Here is a 14,787-nt window from a genome sequence, read left to right on the forward strand (position 1 = left end):
GACTTATGATTAACAATGTTGTACTTGTCGGTCGTATGACCCGTGATGCTGAACTTCGCTACACTCCAAGCAATCAAGCAGTTGCTACTTTCAGCCTAGCTGTCAACCGCAACTTCAAGAGTCAAAATGGAGAGCGCGAAGCCGATTTCATCAACTGTGTGATCTGGCGTCAGCAAGCAGAAAACTTAGCCAACTGGGCTAAGAAAGGTGCTTTGATTGGGATTACCGGTCGCATTCAAACACGTAATTACGAAAACCAGCAAGGTCAACGTGTTTATGTCACTGAAGTCGTAGCAGACAGCTTCCAACTATTGGAAAGCCGTGCAGCACGCGAAGGGCATGCAGGTGGTGGCTATTCATCAGGCAACGGTGGTTTTGCTGGAAATGCAACCCCAAGTTTTGGTGGATCTGAACCAAGCAATGCAGCGCCAAACTTTGGTCGTGAAGAAAATCCATTTGGAGCGAATCCAATGGATATCTCAGACGACGATCTTCCATTCTAAGAATGGGTTTAACGAATTAAAACTATAAAGGAGAATTAAACATGGCTCAACAACGTCGTGGCGGATTCAAACGCCGTAAAAAAGTTGATTACATCGCAGCAAACAAAATCGAATATGTCGATTACAAAGATACTGAGCTTCTTAGCCGTTTCGTTTCAGAACGTGGGAAAATCCTTCCTCGTCGTGTAACTGGAACTTCAGCGAAGAACCAACGTAAAGTAACAACAGCTATCAAACGCGCTCGCGTAATGGCTTTGATGCCTTTCGTAAACGAAGATTAAAAAAGAGGTCCAGTGGACCTCTTTTTCACGAGCTTGAAAATAAAAAAGCGAGTAAGACCCTAACGGGTCTTTTTTTCACGAGCGTGGAAATGTAAGAGCGAGTTGAGGTCCGGTGGACCTCTTTTTCAGACCCTTTGGATCTTTTTTTGCGAGCATAGAAATGTGGTAGTGAGTTAGGTCCGTGTGAAGCTCTTTGACCTTTCTCAAGCTCTAATTATGCTATAATGATGAAGAAAAAGGTATCAAGGAGCGCAACATGAAGGAAGGTGTAATCATCAGGAGGATGATAAAGGCAGATATTGAGCACATCTCTAAAGCCTTTATCCACCAAGGGTGGCCAGGTAGAGAGGATATCCTGACTAGCTATTTTCAGGAACAGGAGAATAGAGAGAGGGACGTATTAGTAGCTGAGTCGGATGGATTTGTGGCAGGTTATATCACTATATTGCCTGTTGCCAAGCACGGCCCTTTCGTGGGAGTCTATCCTGAACTATCTGATTTTAATGTTTTTGAGCCGTTTAGAAATCGAGGAATTGGGAATCAACTTTTAGAAGAGGCGGAAAAAAGAGTCCGGCTACTATCAGAGATTGTTACTTTAGGGGTTGGTTTACACTCGGGTTATGGCCCAGCTCAAAGACTGTATGTCAAACGGGGCTATATCCCAGATGGATCTGGGGTTTGGTTTAGTGATCACCCCTTGGCCCCTTACAGTTCTTGTGAAAACAATGATGACTTAGTCCTCTATTTTTCAAAAAGATTGAACAGGGAAATACAGTAAAACAAAAACGGATGAAAACTTCATCCGTTTCTTTTTAGCGTCGAGTTGCGGGTGCTGTGCTCGAGCTTTTAATATTAAAGCGTTTCTTGAGGTAGAAACGAAGGACAAGTGCTAAAGCACCTAAAACGATGGCAAAAACATCTGGAATAGTTGGGTTGAGAACCTGTGGGAGTAAGGAAGTAAAGGACAAGACAATGACCCAAAGGAACATGACTCCGACAAGAATCGGCATAGATTTCCAAAGAGAAGGACGTTCGCTACGATCTTTGGTACCATCCATATACTGATAGAAGAAGTAGTACATAAGGTACAAGAGCAGGGCCCCTGTCAAACTTCCAAGAATCAAGGTGATCAACCCATAGCCAGTACGACGTGGTGCAACCAAGTTCATAAAGGCGCTAATCGCAGCAAAAACACCAAAGATAAAGAGGAAGGAATCCAAAATCATGAGAGAGGGAGCATCGTTTAATTTCGGATGCTCTTTTTCATAGCGCTCTTTCTCGCTGAAAGAGTTCGCCCATACAGTTGGAGCTCCAAAAAGGGTCCGTGCCGGAATTCCTTTCCCTTGGTTTTCATGGATAGCTGGAAGAATTTCTTGGATGAGGCTTTCTGCTTCTTCCTCTGTCTTTCCGTTTTCAAGCAATTGGTGTTTGGCGATCCGGATAAATTCTAGATTTTTCTTACTAAGTTGATGAAGGTCGGTGTGAGACATAGTTACTCCTTTGATGTACAAGTTTGGTTAGAACCATTTTTTATGGATGAGGTAGACGACGAGAGACCCGGTCAGGGCAAAGGCGATGAAAATAATCAGCCAGAAGGCATGAGGTTCGCCATTGAGCGGAAGCTCATTGTCCTTGAAGTTCATCCCGTAGGCCGAAAAGATCATGGTCGGAATGGACATGACAATGGTAACGAGGGCCAGGGTCTTCATGATGTTGTTCTGGTTGTTGGAGATGATCGATGCGAAGGTATCGGTCATGGAGTGCAGGATATTTCCATAAATATCTGCCATCTCGATGGCCTGCTGGGTTTCGATCAAGGTATCTTCCAACAGATCCTCGTCTTCTAGGTATTTCTTGATGTTACTAGTAGCACTGGTCAATTTCTTGATCACGCGCTCATTGGTTTTCAGAGAGGCCTTAAAGTAGACGATGGTTTTTTCCAACTCCATCAACTCAATCAGCTCTTCATTACGCGTTGATTTGTGCAATTGGGTTTCAATCTGTTCGCTTTTGCGATCCAAGGTACGAAGTGCAGACAAGTACAGTTCAGCGTTGCGATAGAGGATCTGAAAGATAAAGCGCGACCGCATAAAGGTATAGAAATTCCGCAAGCGTCGGTTGATAAAGATATCGAGAAGTGGCAATTTCTCCAAGCAAGTCGTGATAATAGCCTCTTCTGTCAGGATAATCCCTAGCGGAATGGTCACGTAGTAGGTCTGATTGTTCCGCTCTTCCTTAATGGGAACGTCTACGATGATCAAAGTATATTCATCTTCGATGGTCATACGGGACATTTCTTCCGCATCGAGTGGTGCCCGTAAGTCGGCAATATCGATATTAAAAGCAGAGGCGATTTCCATCGATTCACTTTGAGAAGGGTTAACAAGGTTGATCCAGCTACCGGGTTCCAGTGTCTCTATTTCTTTAAATTCAGTCGTTGTCGATAAAAAGACCTGTTTCATGGTGCCTCCCCTTGTTTTTTTACACCTTAACATTATATCAGAAAAAGGACGGTTTTGGATAAAAGAATACTAAAAAATTTGTTATAATGGAGGTTAACAAAAAGGTGATTAGAGTAAGAACATGCAAGATAAAATTGTCATTCATGGGGCACGCGCCCATAATTTAAAAAATATAGACGTGGAAATTCCACGGGACAAATTAGTCGTGGTGACGGGGTTGTCTGGTTCTGGAAAGTCCAGTCTGGCCTTTGATACCCTTTATGCAGAAGGTCAGCGCCGCTACGTGGAGAGCTTATCGGCCTATGCCCGTCAGTTCTTGGGAAATATGGAAAAACCAGATGTGGATTCCATTGACGGCTTGAGTCCAGCCATTTCCATCGACCAAAAAACGACCAGTAAAAACCCCCGTTCTACAGTGGGGACGGCAACAGAGATCAATGACTACCTGCGCTTGCTCTATGCGCGTGTAGGGACGCCTTATTGTATCAATGGGCATGGAGCGATTACAGCTTCTTCGGTTGAGCAAATTGTCGATCAAGTCTTGGAATTACCAGAGCGCCAACGCCTGCAAATTCTAGCTCCCATTATTCGCAAGAAAAAAGGCCAGCACAAGAATATCATTGAAAAGGTGCAAAAAGACGGCTATGTCCGGGTGCGGGTCGATGGTGAGATCTATGATGTGACAGAGGTTCCAGAACTGTCTAAAAGCAAGCAACACACGATTGAAGTGGTTGTGGACCGAATCGTGATCAAAGAGGGCATTCGCTCGCGGCTCTTTGATTCGATTGAAGCAGCTCTTCGGATTGCGGATGGTTATGTGGTGATTGATACCATGGATGGCAAAGAGCTACTCTTTTCTGAGCATTATGCTTGTCCAGTCTGTGGCTTTACCGTTCCTGAATTAGAGCCCCGCCTCTTTTCTTTCAATGCACCTTTCGGATCTTGTCCAGACTGTGATGGGCTGGGCATTAAGCTAGAGGTGGACTTGGATTTGGTGGTGCCAGATGATCGCTTAACCCTTCGCGAAGGAGCACTTGCTCCTTGGAATCCGATCTCTTCCAACTACTATCCACAGATGTTGGAGCAGGCCATGATCCATTTTGGCGTTGATATGGACCGACCTTTTTCCGATCTTTCTCAAGAAGAAAAGGACTTGGTTCTCTATGGGTCAAACGGGAAGGAATTCCACTTCCACTATGAAAATGAGTTTGGTGGAGTTCGAGATATCGAGATTCCTTTTGAAGGGGTCGTAAACAATATTCACCGTCGTTTCCGTGAGACCAATAGTGATTTCACTCGCAACCAAATGCGCTCTTATATGAACGAATTGACCTGTGCGACCTGCCATGGCTACCGTCTCAATGACCAGGCTCTTTCTGTTCGTGTCGGAGGAGAAAAGGGGATGCATATCGGGGAAGTGTCAGATCTATCAATTGCGGACCACTTAAAAGCTGTGGATCAGTTGGTCTTAACAGACAATGAAGCTACGATTGCAAGACCGATCCTAAAAGAGATTAAGGATCGCTTGACCTTCTTAAACAATGTGGGGCTCAATTACTTGACCTTGTCACGATCGGCTGGGACCTTGTCAGGTGGAGAAAGCCAGCGCATTCGCTTGGCAACCCAGATTGGTTCCAACCTCTCTGGTGTCCTTTACATCTTGGATGAGCCGTCTATCGGCCTCCATCAAAGGGACAATGACCGCTTGATTGCCAGTCTCAAGAAGATGCGCGATTTAGGCAACACCTTGATCGTCGTCGAACATGATGAGGATACCATGAGAGAGGCAGACTACCTGATCGATGTCGGCCCAGGTGCCGGTGTTTTTGGGGGAGAGATCGTTGCGGCTGGAACTCCTAAGCAGGTGGCTCGCAACAGCAAATCCATCACTGGCCAGTACTTGTCCGGCAAACGCAAGATTCCGGTTCCAACAGAGCGCCGTTCAGGAAATGGTCGCTATATTGAAATTACAGGGGCCAGTGAGAACAACTTACAAGACATCACTGCACGCTTTCCTCTGGGCAAATTCATTGCAGTCACTGGAGTTTCCGGTTCTGGAAAATCGACCTTGATCAATGGCATCTTGAAAAAAGCCATCGCTCAAAAGCTCAACCGTAATTCGGAAAAACCAGGGAAATACAAGACGATTCAGGGGATTGAGCATATCGATCGCTTGATCGACATTGATCAAAGCCCGATTGGTCGGACTCCTCGTTCCAATCCAGCGACCTATACAGGCGTCTTTGATGATATTCGCGATCTCTTTGCTCAGACCAATGAAGCCAAAATTCGGGGCTATAAAAAAGGCCGCTTTAGTTTCAATGTCAAGGGTGGGCGTTGTGAAGCCTGCTCAGGAGATGGGATCATCAAGATTGAAATGCACTTCTTGCCAGATGTCTTCGTTCCTTGTGAGGTCTGCCATGGACGTCGTTACAATAGTGAGACCCTTGAAGTCCACTACAAGGAAAAAAATATTGCTGAAGTGCTGGATATGACGGTCAACAAGGCAGTTGAATTCTTCAAGCACATTCCAAAAATTGAACGCAAACTCAAGACCATCCAAGATGTGGGCTTGGGCTATGTAACGCTGGGGCAACCAGCGACCACCCTTTCAGGTGGGGAGGCGCAACGGATGAAGTTGGCTTCTGAATTGCACAAGCGCTCTACAGGCAAATCCTTCTATATCTTGGATGAACCTACGACCGGACTCCATACCGAAGACATTTCTCGCTTGATCAAAGTCTTAGAGCGATTTGTGGATGATGGCAATACAGTCCTTGTGATTGAGCACAATTTGGATGTCATTAAGACAGCAGACCATATCATCGATTTAGGACCAGAAGGTGGTGTCGGTGGAGGAACCATTATTGCGACCGGAACACCAGAAGAAGTAGCAGCAAATCCTGCTAGCTACACAGGACAATATTTGAAAGGAAAATTACAATGAATCAACGGATCAGCAACTTAAGAAACAAAATGAAAGCCCAAAACCTCAAAGCGGTATTGATTAACAATTTGAAAAATGTTTATTACTTGACCAATTTCTGGGGTTCAAACGGGACTGCTTTGGTGACAGAAGAACGCGTGGTCCTCTTTACAGATTCGCGCTACACCATTCATGCCCATGCGACTTGTTTCCCCTTTGTAGAGATTGTGGAAACCCGCGATGAGTTGACTGGAGCTGCAGAGATCGTAAAGGATCTTGGCATCAAAGAACTTGGTTTTGAGGACGAAGTGACGGTGGCCTACCATGCCCGCATGGCTTCTGTTTTCAGTGGCATTAGCCTTCAATCCCTAGCGAACTTTGTCATGGAATTGCGCTTGATTAAAGATGAAACTGAGATTGCGGCCATTAAAAAAGCTTGTAGCATCTCTGACCAAGCCTTCCATGATATTTTAGACTATATCAAGGTAGGGAAAACGACAGAGTTGGAAGCAGCAACTTTCCTTGATTTTAGAATGCGGGAGTTGGGAGCTTCTGGTGTATCTTTTGATATTATTTCAGCAGCTGGTGAACGCTCTGCCATGCCTCATGCGACTCCAAGTGATCGGGTCATTTCAGCAGGAGATGCCTTGACCCTTGATTTTGGTTGCTTGTATAACCACTATGTCAGCGATATGACACGGACTATCTATGCAGGACATGTCAGCGACAAGGAAAGAGAAATTTACGAAACCGTTTTGAAAGCCAATCAAGCCTTGATTGATGCGGCTAAAGATGGACTTGGCTTCCGTGATTTTGATAAAATTCCACGTGATGTGATCGAAAGAGCCGGCTATGGTCAATACTTTACTCATGGAATCGGTCATGGAATTGGGCTAGATATCCACGAAGAGCCATACTTCAGCCAAACGTCTAAAGAAGCGATTCAAGCAGGGATGGTCTTAACAGATGAGCCAGGTATTTATATCGAAGGTCTCTCTGGTGTGCGGATCGAAGATGACCTCTTGATCACAGAAACAGGCTGTGAAGTCTTGACCCTTGCTCCTAAAGAATTGATTGTCCTATAAAATATACGTTTTTCTTAACTTCTGTTTAGACAGAGATGTGAAGAGAAGACTATGAAATGAATTGTAGAGTAATTCTTCTCCCAGACATCTTATTTGGAGCCCTATCCATTTTGGTATAGGAACTACAATAACAAAACACGAAAGAAGCAAAGGGGAATTTGGATCTGGATGGATCAGGGGCGGTCCATAGCAATCCTTTCTTCTCAAAAAGAGAAGATTGCTGTTTGAGAAAAATCAAATAGTGTGTTACAATAAAGAGTAATCTATTTTTAAAAAAGAGGTAATAAAACATGATCGAAGCAAGTAAATTGAAAGCTGGTATGACTTTTGAAACAGCTGACGGAAAATTGATCCGCGTTTTGGAAGCTAGCCACCACAAACCAGGTAAAGGAAACACTATCATGCGTATGAAATTGCGTGATGTCCGTACTGGTTCAACATTTGATACAAGCTACCGTCCAGAAGAAAAATTTGAACAAGCGATTATCGAAACTGTTCCAGCTCAATACTTGTACAAAATGGATGATACAGCCTACTTCATGAACACTGAAACATATGACCAATATGAAATTCCAGTTGTGAATGTAGAACAAGAATTGCTTTACATCCTTGAAAACTCAGAAGTAAAAATTCAATTCTACGGAAGCGAAGTCATCGGTGTAACAGTACCTACAACTGTTGAATTGACTGTTGCAGAAACTCAACCATCTATCAAAGGTGCTACAGTGACTGGTTCTGGTAAACCTGCTACAATGGAAACTGGTTTGGTCGTAAACGTTCCTGACTTCATCGAAGCTGGACAAAAATTGGTCATTAACACTACTGAAGGAACTTACGTTTCTCGTGCATAAGAGACATCTCAGGGTGTCAAATAGAAAGGAACTTCTATGGCAACTGAACAATTTGGTGACATCGTTATTGCACCACGTGTATTAGAAAAAATTATTGCGATTGCGACAGCAAAAGTAGAGGGTGTCTATTCGCTTGAAAACAAGAGTGTTTCAGATAGCTTATCCAAACGCTCACTTGGACGTGGCGTTTACCTTCATACAGAAGAAGATGGTCAAGTTTCAGTAGACATCTATCTCTATTTAGAATATGGAGTGGCTGTACCATCTGTCGCTGTAGCCATTCAAAAAGCGGTTAAGTCTGCAGTTTATGATATGGCAGATGTAACCTTGGATGCTGTCAACATTCACGTTGTTGGTATTGCAACGGAAAAATCTCCAAAACCAGACTTGAAAGACTTGTTTAATGAGGACTTCCTCAATGACTGATGAAATTTTATTAGAATCACGTCGAGATTTGCGTGAGCGCGCCTTCCAAGCCTTGATGGCCTTGGAATACGATGGAGACATTGTTGAAGCTTGTCGCTTTGCTTATCTACATGACAAGGACCTAGCAGAAGACAAAGAAGTCGATCTTCCTGCCTTTCTCATGAATCTCGTGACGGGTGTCTATCAGTCAAAAGATCAACTAGACCAACAAATCGGTCAACATTTGAAAACCGGCTGGACTGTTGAGCGCTTGACCTTGGTAGAGAAAAACATCCTTCGTCTGGGAATTTATGAAATGACAGAGTTTGATACACCACAGATCGTCGCAGTCAATGAAGCGGTGGAATTGGCCAAGGCCTTTTCAGATGAAACCTCTTCACGATTTGTCAACGGTGTCCTCAGTCAATTTGTGACAGAAGAATAAGTAAAAAGAGCCTACTGGCTCTTTTTTTGGTAAAAAATATCCCCACAGTTTCTACTGAGGGGATATTGCTTTTAGACACTTTTTCCAGAGTGGAGACTAACGGGCAAGAAATAACCGGTAGTTGCTACTTTTTTTCCTTCTATCTTTTGGAGTAAAAGATCCACCATGAGGATAGCAATGTCTTCGAGGGGTTGTTGGATGGTTGTCAGTTCAGGTGTATAGGTCTCGATGAACTGGGTTCCATCATAACCAATCACTTTCAAATCCTGAGGAATCTGAATATCTAATTCTCTAGCGACTTTCATGATCAAGATCGCCGTCAAATCATCGGAGGCAAAAATGGCATCTGGTTTGTGGTGGGTTAAAATCTGTTTGATTTCCATTTCTTTGCGAATAGGGGAGAAATCACTGGAAACATTAATGATCATGGACTCAGGTAGAACTGATGCAAATCCCGCATGACGCAAGCCAGTTGGGGAGTTAGAGTTGTCATTCCCTGTGATCATGATAATCTTTCGGGCTCCGGTTTTTACTAAAGTTTCTGCTGCAAGCACCCCGCCAGCGTAGTTGTCTGAAGAGACAACCGGAATTTCTGGGGAGAGGTTGCGGTCAAAAGCAATGATAGGAGCAGTTACCCGGTTGTAATCTTCAATGCCCAAATTATGGCTTCCTGAAATGATGCCATCTACCTGGTTGGCCTCCAACATCTCAATGTATTCGCGCTCTTTTTCGGAGTCGTGTTCACTATTGCAGATGATGGTTTTATAGCCGTGTTTGAAGAGTTGGTGCTCTAGTTTGTCGATTAATTCAGCATAGAAAACATTACTGATGTTGGGAAAGATCAAGCCGACTAACTTGGCTGATTTTCCTTGGAGGCTACGAGCAACATTGTTAGGTTTATAGCCCAATTCTCGCATGGCTTCTTGGACTTTTTGGATCGTTTTTTCAGACAGGTATCCTTTTTTATTGATAACCCGTGAGACAGTAGTAGGGCTGACACCGGCGAGTTTGGCGACATCAGTTAGCTTTGCGACCATAATCAAGTTCGTAGTATGTTCCAGTAGGGGTTCCAGACTTGATCAAGATTCCATTTTGATCTGCATGTGGGTAGACCCGACCAGAAAATACTTTTTCTCCTTTATTGATAAAGATTTCAAAAATCGAATTGTCAATGAAAATATTAGCGGTTGTTGCTTGGTTAGCGATTGTGCAGCTACGGCTCGCACCGAATTCTTGGGCATATTGCTCACCAGCCTGGCTTCGATCGACTGTGACCAATCCTTTAGCCAGATCAAATGTGAGAGTTAAGCCCTTTCCTTCTGCATCTGCAAAGAGGACGATTTCGTTCTGGCTATCCTTTTCAAACTGCAATTCCAATTCATAGCAGTTCTTGGTTTGTGCCTTGTTGGCAAATGCCTCACTCTCAGCGCTCAAGTCCTTGATCGCTTCAACTGGGTATTGGTAGAGTTTGCCATCTTTGATGGTTAATTCTTTGACCAGTGAGAGAGCTCCTTGGTAGTCATAGGAATCCGTTGGATAAGAAACGTCTGGAAGACCTAGCCAGCTAACAGCATAGGCACGTCCATCGGGAGCATTAAATCCTTGAGTGGCATAGGCTTCAAAACCATAGTCGAGATTATGCAATTCAGATACATCGACCATTTTGGCCTTTTCTGGGTCAAAGCTTGCCCCGATCTTGTACATATTTGGATAGATATTGTCATAATCGAGAACGGATTTATCTAAGCCTTGAGGACAGTAGAGGAGAACGGGTTGGCCTCCAACAAAGACTAGGTTAGGACATTCCATCATATAAGCTGTCCGATCGTTTGCAAAATCCAAGTCACCGATTGCAACCCAGTTGGTATAGTCGTTATCTACAGCCTTATAGAGACGGATGAATCCTTTCTTCTCAAGGTCTTGACCGCCAACGATAGCGTAGAATTGACCCTTGAAATTAAAAATCTGTGGGTCACGGAAGTGATCCGTAGAGTCAGCCGGTTGATCAATCAAGATTTTGTCAATTTTTTCAATCTTTCCGTCCTTGTTCATCAAAGCACCGACTTGGTATGGATGACGAACCCATTCTGCATCACGAACATTTCCGGTGTAGAATAGGAATAGTTTGTCACCAAACTGCATGGCTGATCCGGAATAAGCTCCATGACTATCCAGATCTGTGTCTGGAAGAAGCGTTACACCAGTTTCTTTGAAATGAACCAAGTCTTCGCTTTCTGTTTGTACCCATGATTTCAATCCATGAGCTGCTCCAAATGGAAAATTTTGGTAAAACAAGATCCATTTCCCATCAAAGTAGGAAAAACCGTTAGGATCATTTAAGAGACCTGCTTTTGGCTCAACATGATAGTGTGTATGCCAAGGAGATTTCGCCATGTTTTCTTGGATGGCTTGCTTTTCCTCTGTTGTCCAGTCTTCGTAACGTCTGTAACGACGTTCAGTTGTCCATTCCATTTTATTCCTCCGAATTTTTTCTTACTTCCATAGTAACGATTTCCTATTAAAAATGCAAGCAATAAATGAAAAAAATGGCAAAAAATGTCAAACGATTGACAGCTATTTTGCAGCCTGAAGAAAAGAGGAGAAGTTGAAAATTTATAAAATATGAAAGAAAATGAAAATAAAAGTCTGATTTAAAGTGCTAAAAAGCGTAGTACAGGCCTGTTTTAAAATGAAAATAGTTTCATACTGTCAAAAGGTGTCAAAAAGTCCAAAAAAGTTTCAAAAAAATCCTGCAAAACGCTTGACATATTTTCAATACGTGGTACAATTAAAAACGTAGAAACGATTTAACCGTTTACATTACAAAAAATAAGGAGATTTTTGCAAAATGTCAAATACAGAAATTGCAAAGCAGGTCATCGATGCAATCGGTGGGGTTGAGAACGTTAGCAGTGTTGCTCACTGTGCGACTCGTCTTCGCGTGATGGTAAAAGATGAATCAAAAATCAACAAAGATGTTGTTGAGAACATTGAAAAAGTACAAGGTGCTTTCTTTAACTCAGGTCAATACCAAATCATCTTTGGTACTGGTACTGTAAACAAGATCTATGATGAAGTAGTAGCTCTTGGCTTACCAACATCATCAAAAGATGAAATGAAAGCAGAAGCCGCTAAACAAGGAAACTGGTTCCAACGCGCGATCCGTACCTTTGGAGACGTTTTTGTTCCAATTCTACCAGCAATTGTTGCGACTGGATTGTTTATGGGGATTCGTGGTGCCATTGCTCAAGACCAGGTTTTGGCTTTGTTTGGCACAACAGCAGATGCATTTAAATCTACTGATTTTTATACCTATTCAACAATTTTAACTGATACCGCGTTTGCCTTCTTCCCAGCCTTGATTTCATGGTCTGCATTCCGAGTATTCGGAGGAAATCCTGTTCTTGGGATTGTAATTGGTTTGATGATGGTTAGTCCGACACTTCCAAATGCGTGGGTTGTAGCGGAAGATCCTTCTAAAGCAGCAACATACTTTGGTATCTTCCATCATGTGGTTGGATTCCAGAACTCAGTTCTTCCCGCTTTCTTCGTTGGTCTAATTGGTGCGAAACTTGAAAAGTGGCTCCATAAGAAAATTCCAGATGTCTTAGATTTGTTATTGGTTCCATTATTCACATTGACAATCATGTCATTCCTCGCTTTGTTTATTATTGGTCCATTCTTCCACAGTATCGAAGAATATGTACTAAATGTAACTAAGTTTATTTTGAATTTACCATTTGGTCTTGCAGGTCTTCTTATTGGTGGCGTTCATCAGTTGATTGTCGTTACCGGCGTCCATCATATCTTTAATCTTCTTGAATCACAATTAATTACTGCAGATAAAAAAGATCCATTTAATGCAATTATTACAGCGGCTATGACTGCACAAGCTGGAGCTACTTTAGCAGTGGCAGTGAAATCTAAATCTCAAAAAGTGAAAGCTCTAGCATTTCCTGCAACTATCTCTGCCTTGTTAGGTATTACTGAGCCTGCAATCTTTGGTGTAAACTTGCGTTATGTGAAACCATTCGTTATTGCTTTGGGAGCAGGTGCAGTAGGTGGTTGGATTGCATCTATGTTAAATCTTGCTGGTACAGGATTTGGTATTACAATTATTCCAGGAACGCTTCTCTATCTAAACGGTCAATTATTGAAATATGTATTTATGGTTGTATTTACAACTGCCCTAAGTTTCGGTTTGACTTATATGTTTGGTTATGAAGATGAAGCTTCATCAGTTCCTGCAGAGGACAAAGAAGCAGAAGCTATTATTGAAGAAGAAACAACTGGAGCTCTTCCAGCATCTCTTCAAGACGAAACCATTATCTCTCCGATCGTTGGTCAAGCTGTTGCTTTGTCTGATGTGAATGATCCTGTCTTCTCAAGTGGAGCGATGGGACAAGGAATTGCCATCAAACCAACTGAAGGCGTTGTCTATGCACCAGCTGATGCTGAAGTAACCATTGCTTTTGCAACTGGTCACGCTTACGGTTTGAAGACCGCTAATGGTGCTGAAATCTTGATCCACGTTGGGATTGATACCGTATCAATGAACGGTGAAGGATTTGATCAAAAAGTAGCTCAAGGTGATAAAGTGAAAGCTGGTGATGTCCTTGGTACATTTGATGCAGCGAAAATTGCCGCAGCTGGTCTTGAAGACACAACTATGGTGATCGTCACTAACACAGCTGACTATGCTTCTGTCACACCTGTTGCAACTGGATCTGTTGCGAAGGGTGATGCGATCATCGAAGTCAAAGCTTAATCGAAAAATAAGTTCTCAAGGACTGGTCTATCATCTCCAGTCCTTGAATTTTATTTCTCAAAAAAAGTGTGTTTTTTCTTTAGAGAAGAGAAAAAGATTGACTACAAAATATGCTATAATAAATACAGGATATTTTTCATAATAAAAAAGGAGCCAACATGACAAAATTATATGGAAGTTTGGAAGCTGGCGGTACAAAATTTGTTTGTGCAGTTGGTGATGAAAACTATAATGTTGTGGAAAAAGTACAATTTCCAACAACCAAGCCAATTGAGACGATTGATAAGTGTATTGAATTTTTCTCAAAATTTGAGGATCTAGTTGGGCTTGCGATTGGATCATTTGGACCAATTGATATCGATCCAAATTCAAACACTTATGGTTTCATCACAACGACTCCAAAACCAAATTGGGCCAATGTAGATATCGTTGGGGCTTTCCGTCGTGCCTTGAATGTACCTATCTATTTCACAACAGATGTAAATAGTTCTGCCTATGGAGAAGTAGTCGCACGCAATAACGCGGGTGGCCATATCGAAAACTTGGTTTACTATACAATCGGAACAGGAATCGGAGCTGGTGTCATCCAACGTGGCGAGTTTATCGGGGGAGCTGGACACCCAGAAATGGGGCACTACTATGTGGCTCAACACCCAATGGATGTGGAAAAAGAATTCAAGGGTGTTTGTCCTTTCCACAATGGCTGTTTGGAAGGTCTTGCGGCTGGTCCTAGTCTCGAAGCTCGTACGGGTATTCGTGGGGAAAACATTGAACTCAACAGCAATGTATGGGATATTCAAGCCTACTACATCGCACAAGCAGCAGTGAATGCGACAGTTACCTTCCGCCCAGACGTCGTTGTCTTTGGAGGGGGAGTAATGGCTCAACAACATATGTTAGATCGTGTTCGCACGAAATTTACTGCCCTCTTGAACGGTTACCTCCCTGTACCAGATGTGAGAGATTATATTGTGACACCTGCAGTTGCCGGCAATGGTTCAGCGACCTTGGGGAACTTTGTCCTTGCAAAAGAAGTGAGCGAAAAGCTTAAAAAATAAGAA

14 protein-coding genes are annotated in these 14,787 nt (G+C 43.0%); 10 read left to right on the forward strand and 4 right to left on the reverse strand.

Going from position 1 to position 14,787, the window contains the following annotated elements; all coding sequences use genetic code 11:
- Positions 1-5: 5 nt before the first annotated feature.
- From SM123_RS02575 to SM123_RS02585, 3 genes are all read left to right on the forward strand, one after another.
- Positions 6-503 (forward strand): single-stranded DNA-binding protein, encoded by a 498-nt coding sequence (locus tag SM123_RS02575; protein WP_003008622.1) that lies wholly within the window; start codon positions 6-8, stop codon positions 501-503.
- A gap of 41 nt (positions 504-544) precedes the next feature.
- The gene (gene rpsR, locus SM123_RS02580; protein WP_000068664.1) at positions 545-784 is read left to right on the forward strand and encodes a 30S ribosomal protein S18; all 240 of its coding nucleotides are present in this window, start codon (positions 545-547) and stop codon (positions 782-784) included.
- Between the two features lie 256 nt (positions 785-1,040).
- Positions 1,041-1,562, forward strand: a complete 522-nt coding sequence (locus SM123_RS02585; RefSeq protein ID WP_049482988.1) for a GNAT family N-acetyltransferase — start codon at positions 1,041-1,043, stop codon at positions 1,560-1,562.
- Positions 1,563-1,596: 34 nt separating this feature from the next.
- On the opposite strand, the gene SM123_RS02590 is transcribed toward SM123_RS02585, so the two are convergent.
- A complete protein-coding gene (locus SM123_RS02590) occupies positions 1,597-2,274 on the reverse strand; it encodes a DUF1129 domain-containing protein (RefSeq protein WP_049482986.1) in 678 nt (225 codons plus the stop codon).
- A 27-nt stretch (positions 2,275-2,301) separates the two neighbouring features.
- On the reverse strand, positions 2,302-3,246 hold the full coding sequence (locus SM123_RS02595) for a magnesium transporter CorA family protein (protein ID WP_129299821.1): 945 nt from the start codon (positions 3,244-3,246) through the stop codon (positions 2,302-2,304).
- Positions 3,247-3,367: 121 nt separating this feature from the next.
- Here SM123_RS02595 and uvrA point away from each other — a divergent pair, with 121 nt between their 5' ends.
- The 5 genes from uvrA to nusB all read left to right on the forward strand — a co-directional run bounded on the left by uvrA (position 3,368) and on the right by nusB (position 8,958).
- Positions 3,368-6,193 carry an excinuclease ABC subunit UvrA gene (gene uvrA, locus SM123_RS02600; protein WP_129299820.1) on the forward strand — a complete coding sequence of 942 codons (2,826 nt, stop codon included), beginning with the start codon at positions 3,368-3,370 and terminating at the stop codon, positions 6,191-6,193.
- Positions 6,190-7,257: a M24 family metallopeptidase gene (locus SM123_RS02605; protein WP_155126460.1), complete on the forward strand. Its 1,068-nt coding sequence runs from the start codon at positions 6,190-6,192 to the stop codon at positions 7,255-7,257. The genes uvrA and SM123_RS02605 overlap by 4 nt, the downstream gene beginning before the upstream one ends.
- A gap of 290 nt (positions 7,258-7,547) precedes the next feature.
- Positions 7,548-8,108 carry an elongation factor P gene (gene efp, locus SM123_RS02610; RefSeq protein ID WP_003005479.1) on the forward strand — a complete coding sequence of 187 codons (561 nt, stop codon included), beginning with the start codon at positions 7,548-7,550 and terminating at the stop codon, positions 8,106-8,108.
- 36 nt (positions 8,109-8,144) lie between these two features.
- Positions 8,145-8,534, forward strand: coding sequence for an Asp23/Gls24 family envelope stress response protein (locus SM123_RS02615; protein WP_003005404.1), 390 nt, complete (start codon positions 8,145-8,147; stop codon positions 8,532-8,534).
- Positions 8,527-8,958 (forward strand): transcription antitermination factor NusB, encoded by a 432-nt coding sequence (nusB, locus tag SM123_RS02620; protein ID WP_003008602.1) that lies wholly within the window; start codon positions 8,527-8,529, stop codon positions 8,956-8,958. Before SM123_RS02615 ends, nusB begins: the two co-directional genes overlap by 8 nt.
- Positions 8,959-9,029: 71 nt before the next feature.
- Here nusB and SM123_RS02625 read toward each other — a convergent pair whose 3' ends face one another.
- Positions 9,030-9,995: a LacI family DNA-binding transcriptional regulator gene (locus SM123_RS02625; protein ID WP_024055083.1), complete on the reverse strand. Its 966-nt coding sequence runs from the start codon at positions 9,993-9,995 to the stop codon at positions 9,030-9,032.
- The gene (locus SM123_RS02630; protein WP_320909774.1) at positions 9,976-11,430 is read right to left on the reverse strand and encodes a sucrose-6-phosphate hydrolase; all 1,455 of its coding nucleotides are present in this window, start codon (positions 11,428-11,430) and stop codon (positions 9,976-9,978) included. Before SM123_RS02630 ends, SM123_RS02625 begins: the two co-directional genes overlap by 20 nt.
- A gap of 376 nt (positions 11,431-11,806) precedes the next feature.
- On the opposite strand from SM123_RS02630, the gene SM123_RS02635 reads away from it, so the two are divergent.
- Together SM123_RS02635 and scrK are read left to right on the forward strand one after the other, a co-directional pair.
- Positions 11,807-13,726: a sucrose-specific PTS transporter subunit IIBC gene (locus SM123_RS02635; protein ID WP_003008594.1), complete on the forward strand. Its 1,920-nt coding sequence runs from the start codon at positions 11,807-11,809 to the stop codon at positions 13,724-13,726.
- Positions 13,727-13,884: 158 nt separating this feature from the next.
- Positions 13,885-14,784: a fructokinase ScrK gene (gene scrK, locus SM123_RS02640; RefSeq protein ID WP_023918997.1), complete on the forward strand. Its 900-nt coding sequence runs from the start codon at positions 13,885-13,887 to the stop codon at positions 14,782-14,784.
- The last annotated feature ends 3 nt before the right edge of the window (positions 14,785-14,787 follow it).

It is taken from the genome of Streptococcus sp. S5, assembly GCF_034134805.1.
In the GTDB taxonomy this organism is placed as follows: Bacteria; Bacillota; Bacilli; order Lactobacillales; family Streptococcaceae; genus Streptococcus; species Streptococcus lingualis.

Excerpts from the sequence above, each read along its gene's own strand:
- SM123_RS02590 (WP_049482986.1), bottom strand. The coding sequence starts at position 2,274 with ATGTCTCACACCGACCTTCATCAACTTAGTAAGAAAAATCTAGAATTT.
- efp (WP_003005479.1), top strand. The coding sequence starts at position 7,548 with ATGATCGAAGCAAGTAAATTGAAAGCTGGTATGACTTTTGAAACAGCT.
- SM123_RS02635 (WP_003008594.1), top strand. The coding sequence starts at position 11,807 with ATGTCAAATACAGAAATTGCAAAGCAGGTCATCGATGCAATCGGTGGG.
- uvrA (WP_129299820.1), top strand. The coding sequence starts at position 3,368 with ATGCAAGATAAAATTGTCATTCATGGGGCACGCGCCCATAATTTAAAA.
- SM123_RS02575 (WP_003008622.1), top strand. The coding sequence starts at position 6 with ATGATTAACAATGTTGTACTTGTCGGTCGTATGACCCGTGATGCTGAA.
- rpsR (WP_000068664.1), top strand. The coding sequence starts at position 545 with ATGGCTCAACAACGTCGTGGCGGATTCAAACGCCGTAAAAAAGTTGAT.
- SM123_RS02615 (WP_003005404.1), top strand. The coding sequence starts at position 8,145 with ATGGCAACTGAACAATTTGGTGACATCGTTATTGCACCACGTGTATTA.
- SM123_RS02630 (WP_320909774.1), bottom strand. The coding sequence starts at position 11,430 with ATGGAATGGACAACTGAACGTCGTTACAGACGTTACGAAGACTGGACA.
- scrK (WP_023918997.1), top strand. The coding sequence starts at position 13,885 with ATGACAAAATTATATGGAAGTTTGGAAGCTGGCGGTACAAAATTTGTT.
- SM123_RS02605 (WP_155126460.1), top strand. The coding sequence starts at position 6,190 with ATGAATCAACGGATCAGCAACTTAAGAAACAAAATGAAAGCCCAAAAC.
- SM123_RS02625 (WP_024055083.1), bottom strand. The coding sequence starts at position 9,995 with ATGGTCGCAAAGCTAACTGATGTCGCCAAACTCGCCGGTGTCAGCCCT.
- SM123_RS02595 (WP_129299821.1), bottom strand. The coding sequence starts at position 3,246 with ATGAAACAGGTCTTTTTATCGACAACGACTGAATTTAAAGAAATAGAG.
- SM123_RS02585 (WP_049482988.1), top strand. The coding sequence starts at position 1,041 with ATGAAGGAAGGTGTAATCATCAGGAGGATGATAAAGGCAGATATTGAG.
- nusB (WP_003008602.1), top strand. The coding sequence starts at position 8,527 with ATGACTGATGAAATTTTATTAGAATCACGTCGAGATTTGCGTGAGCGC.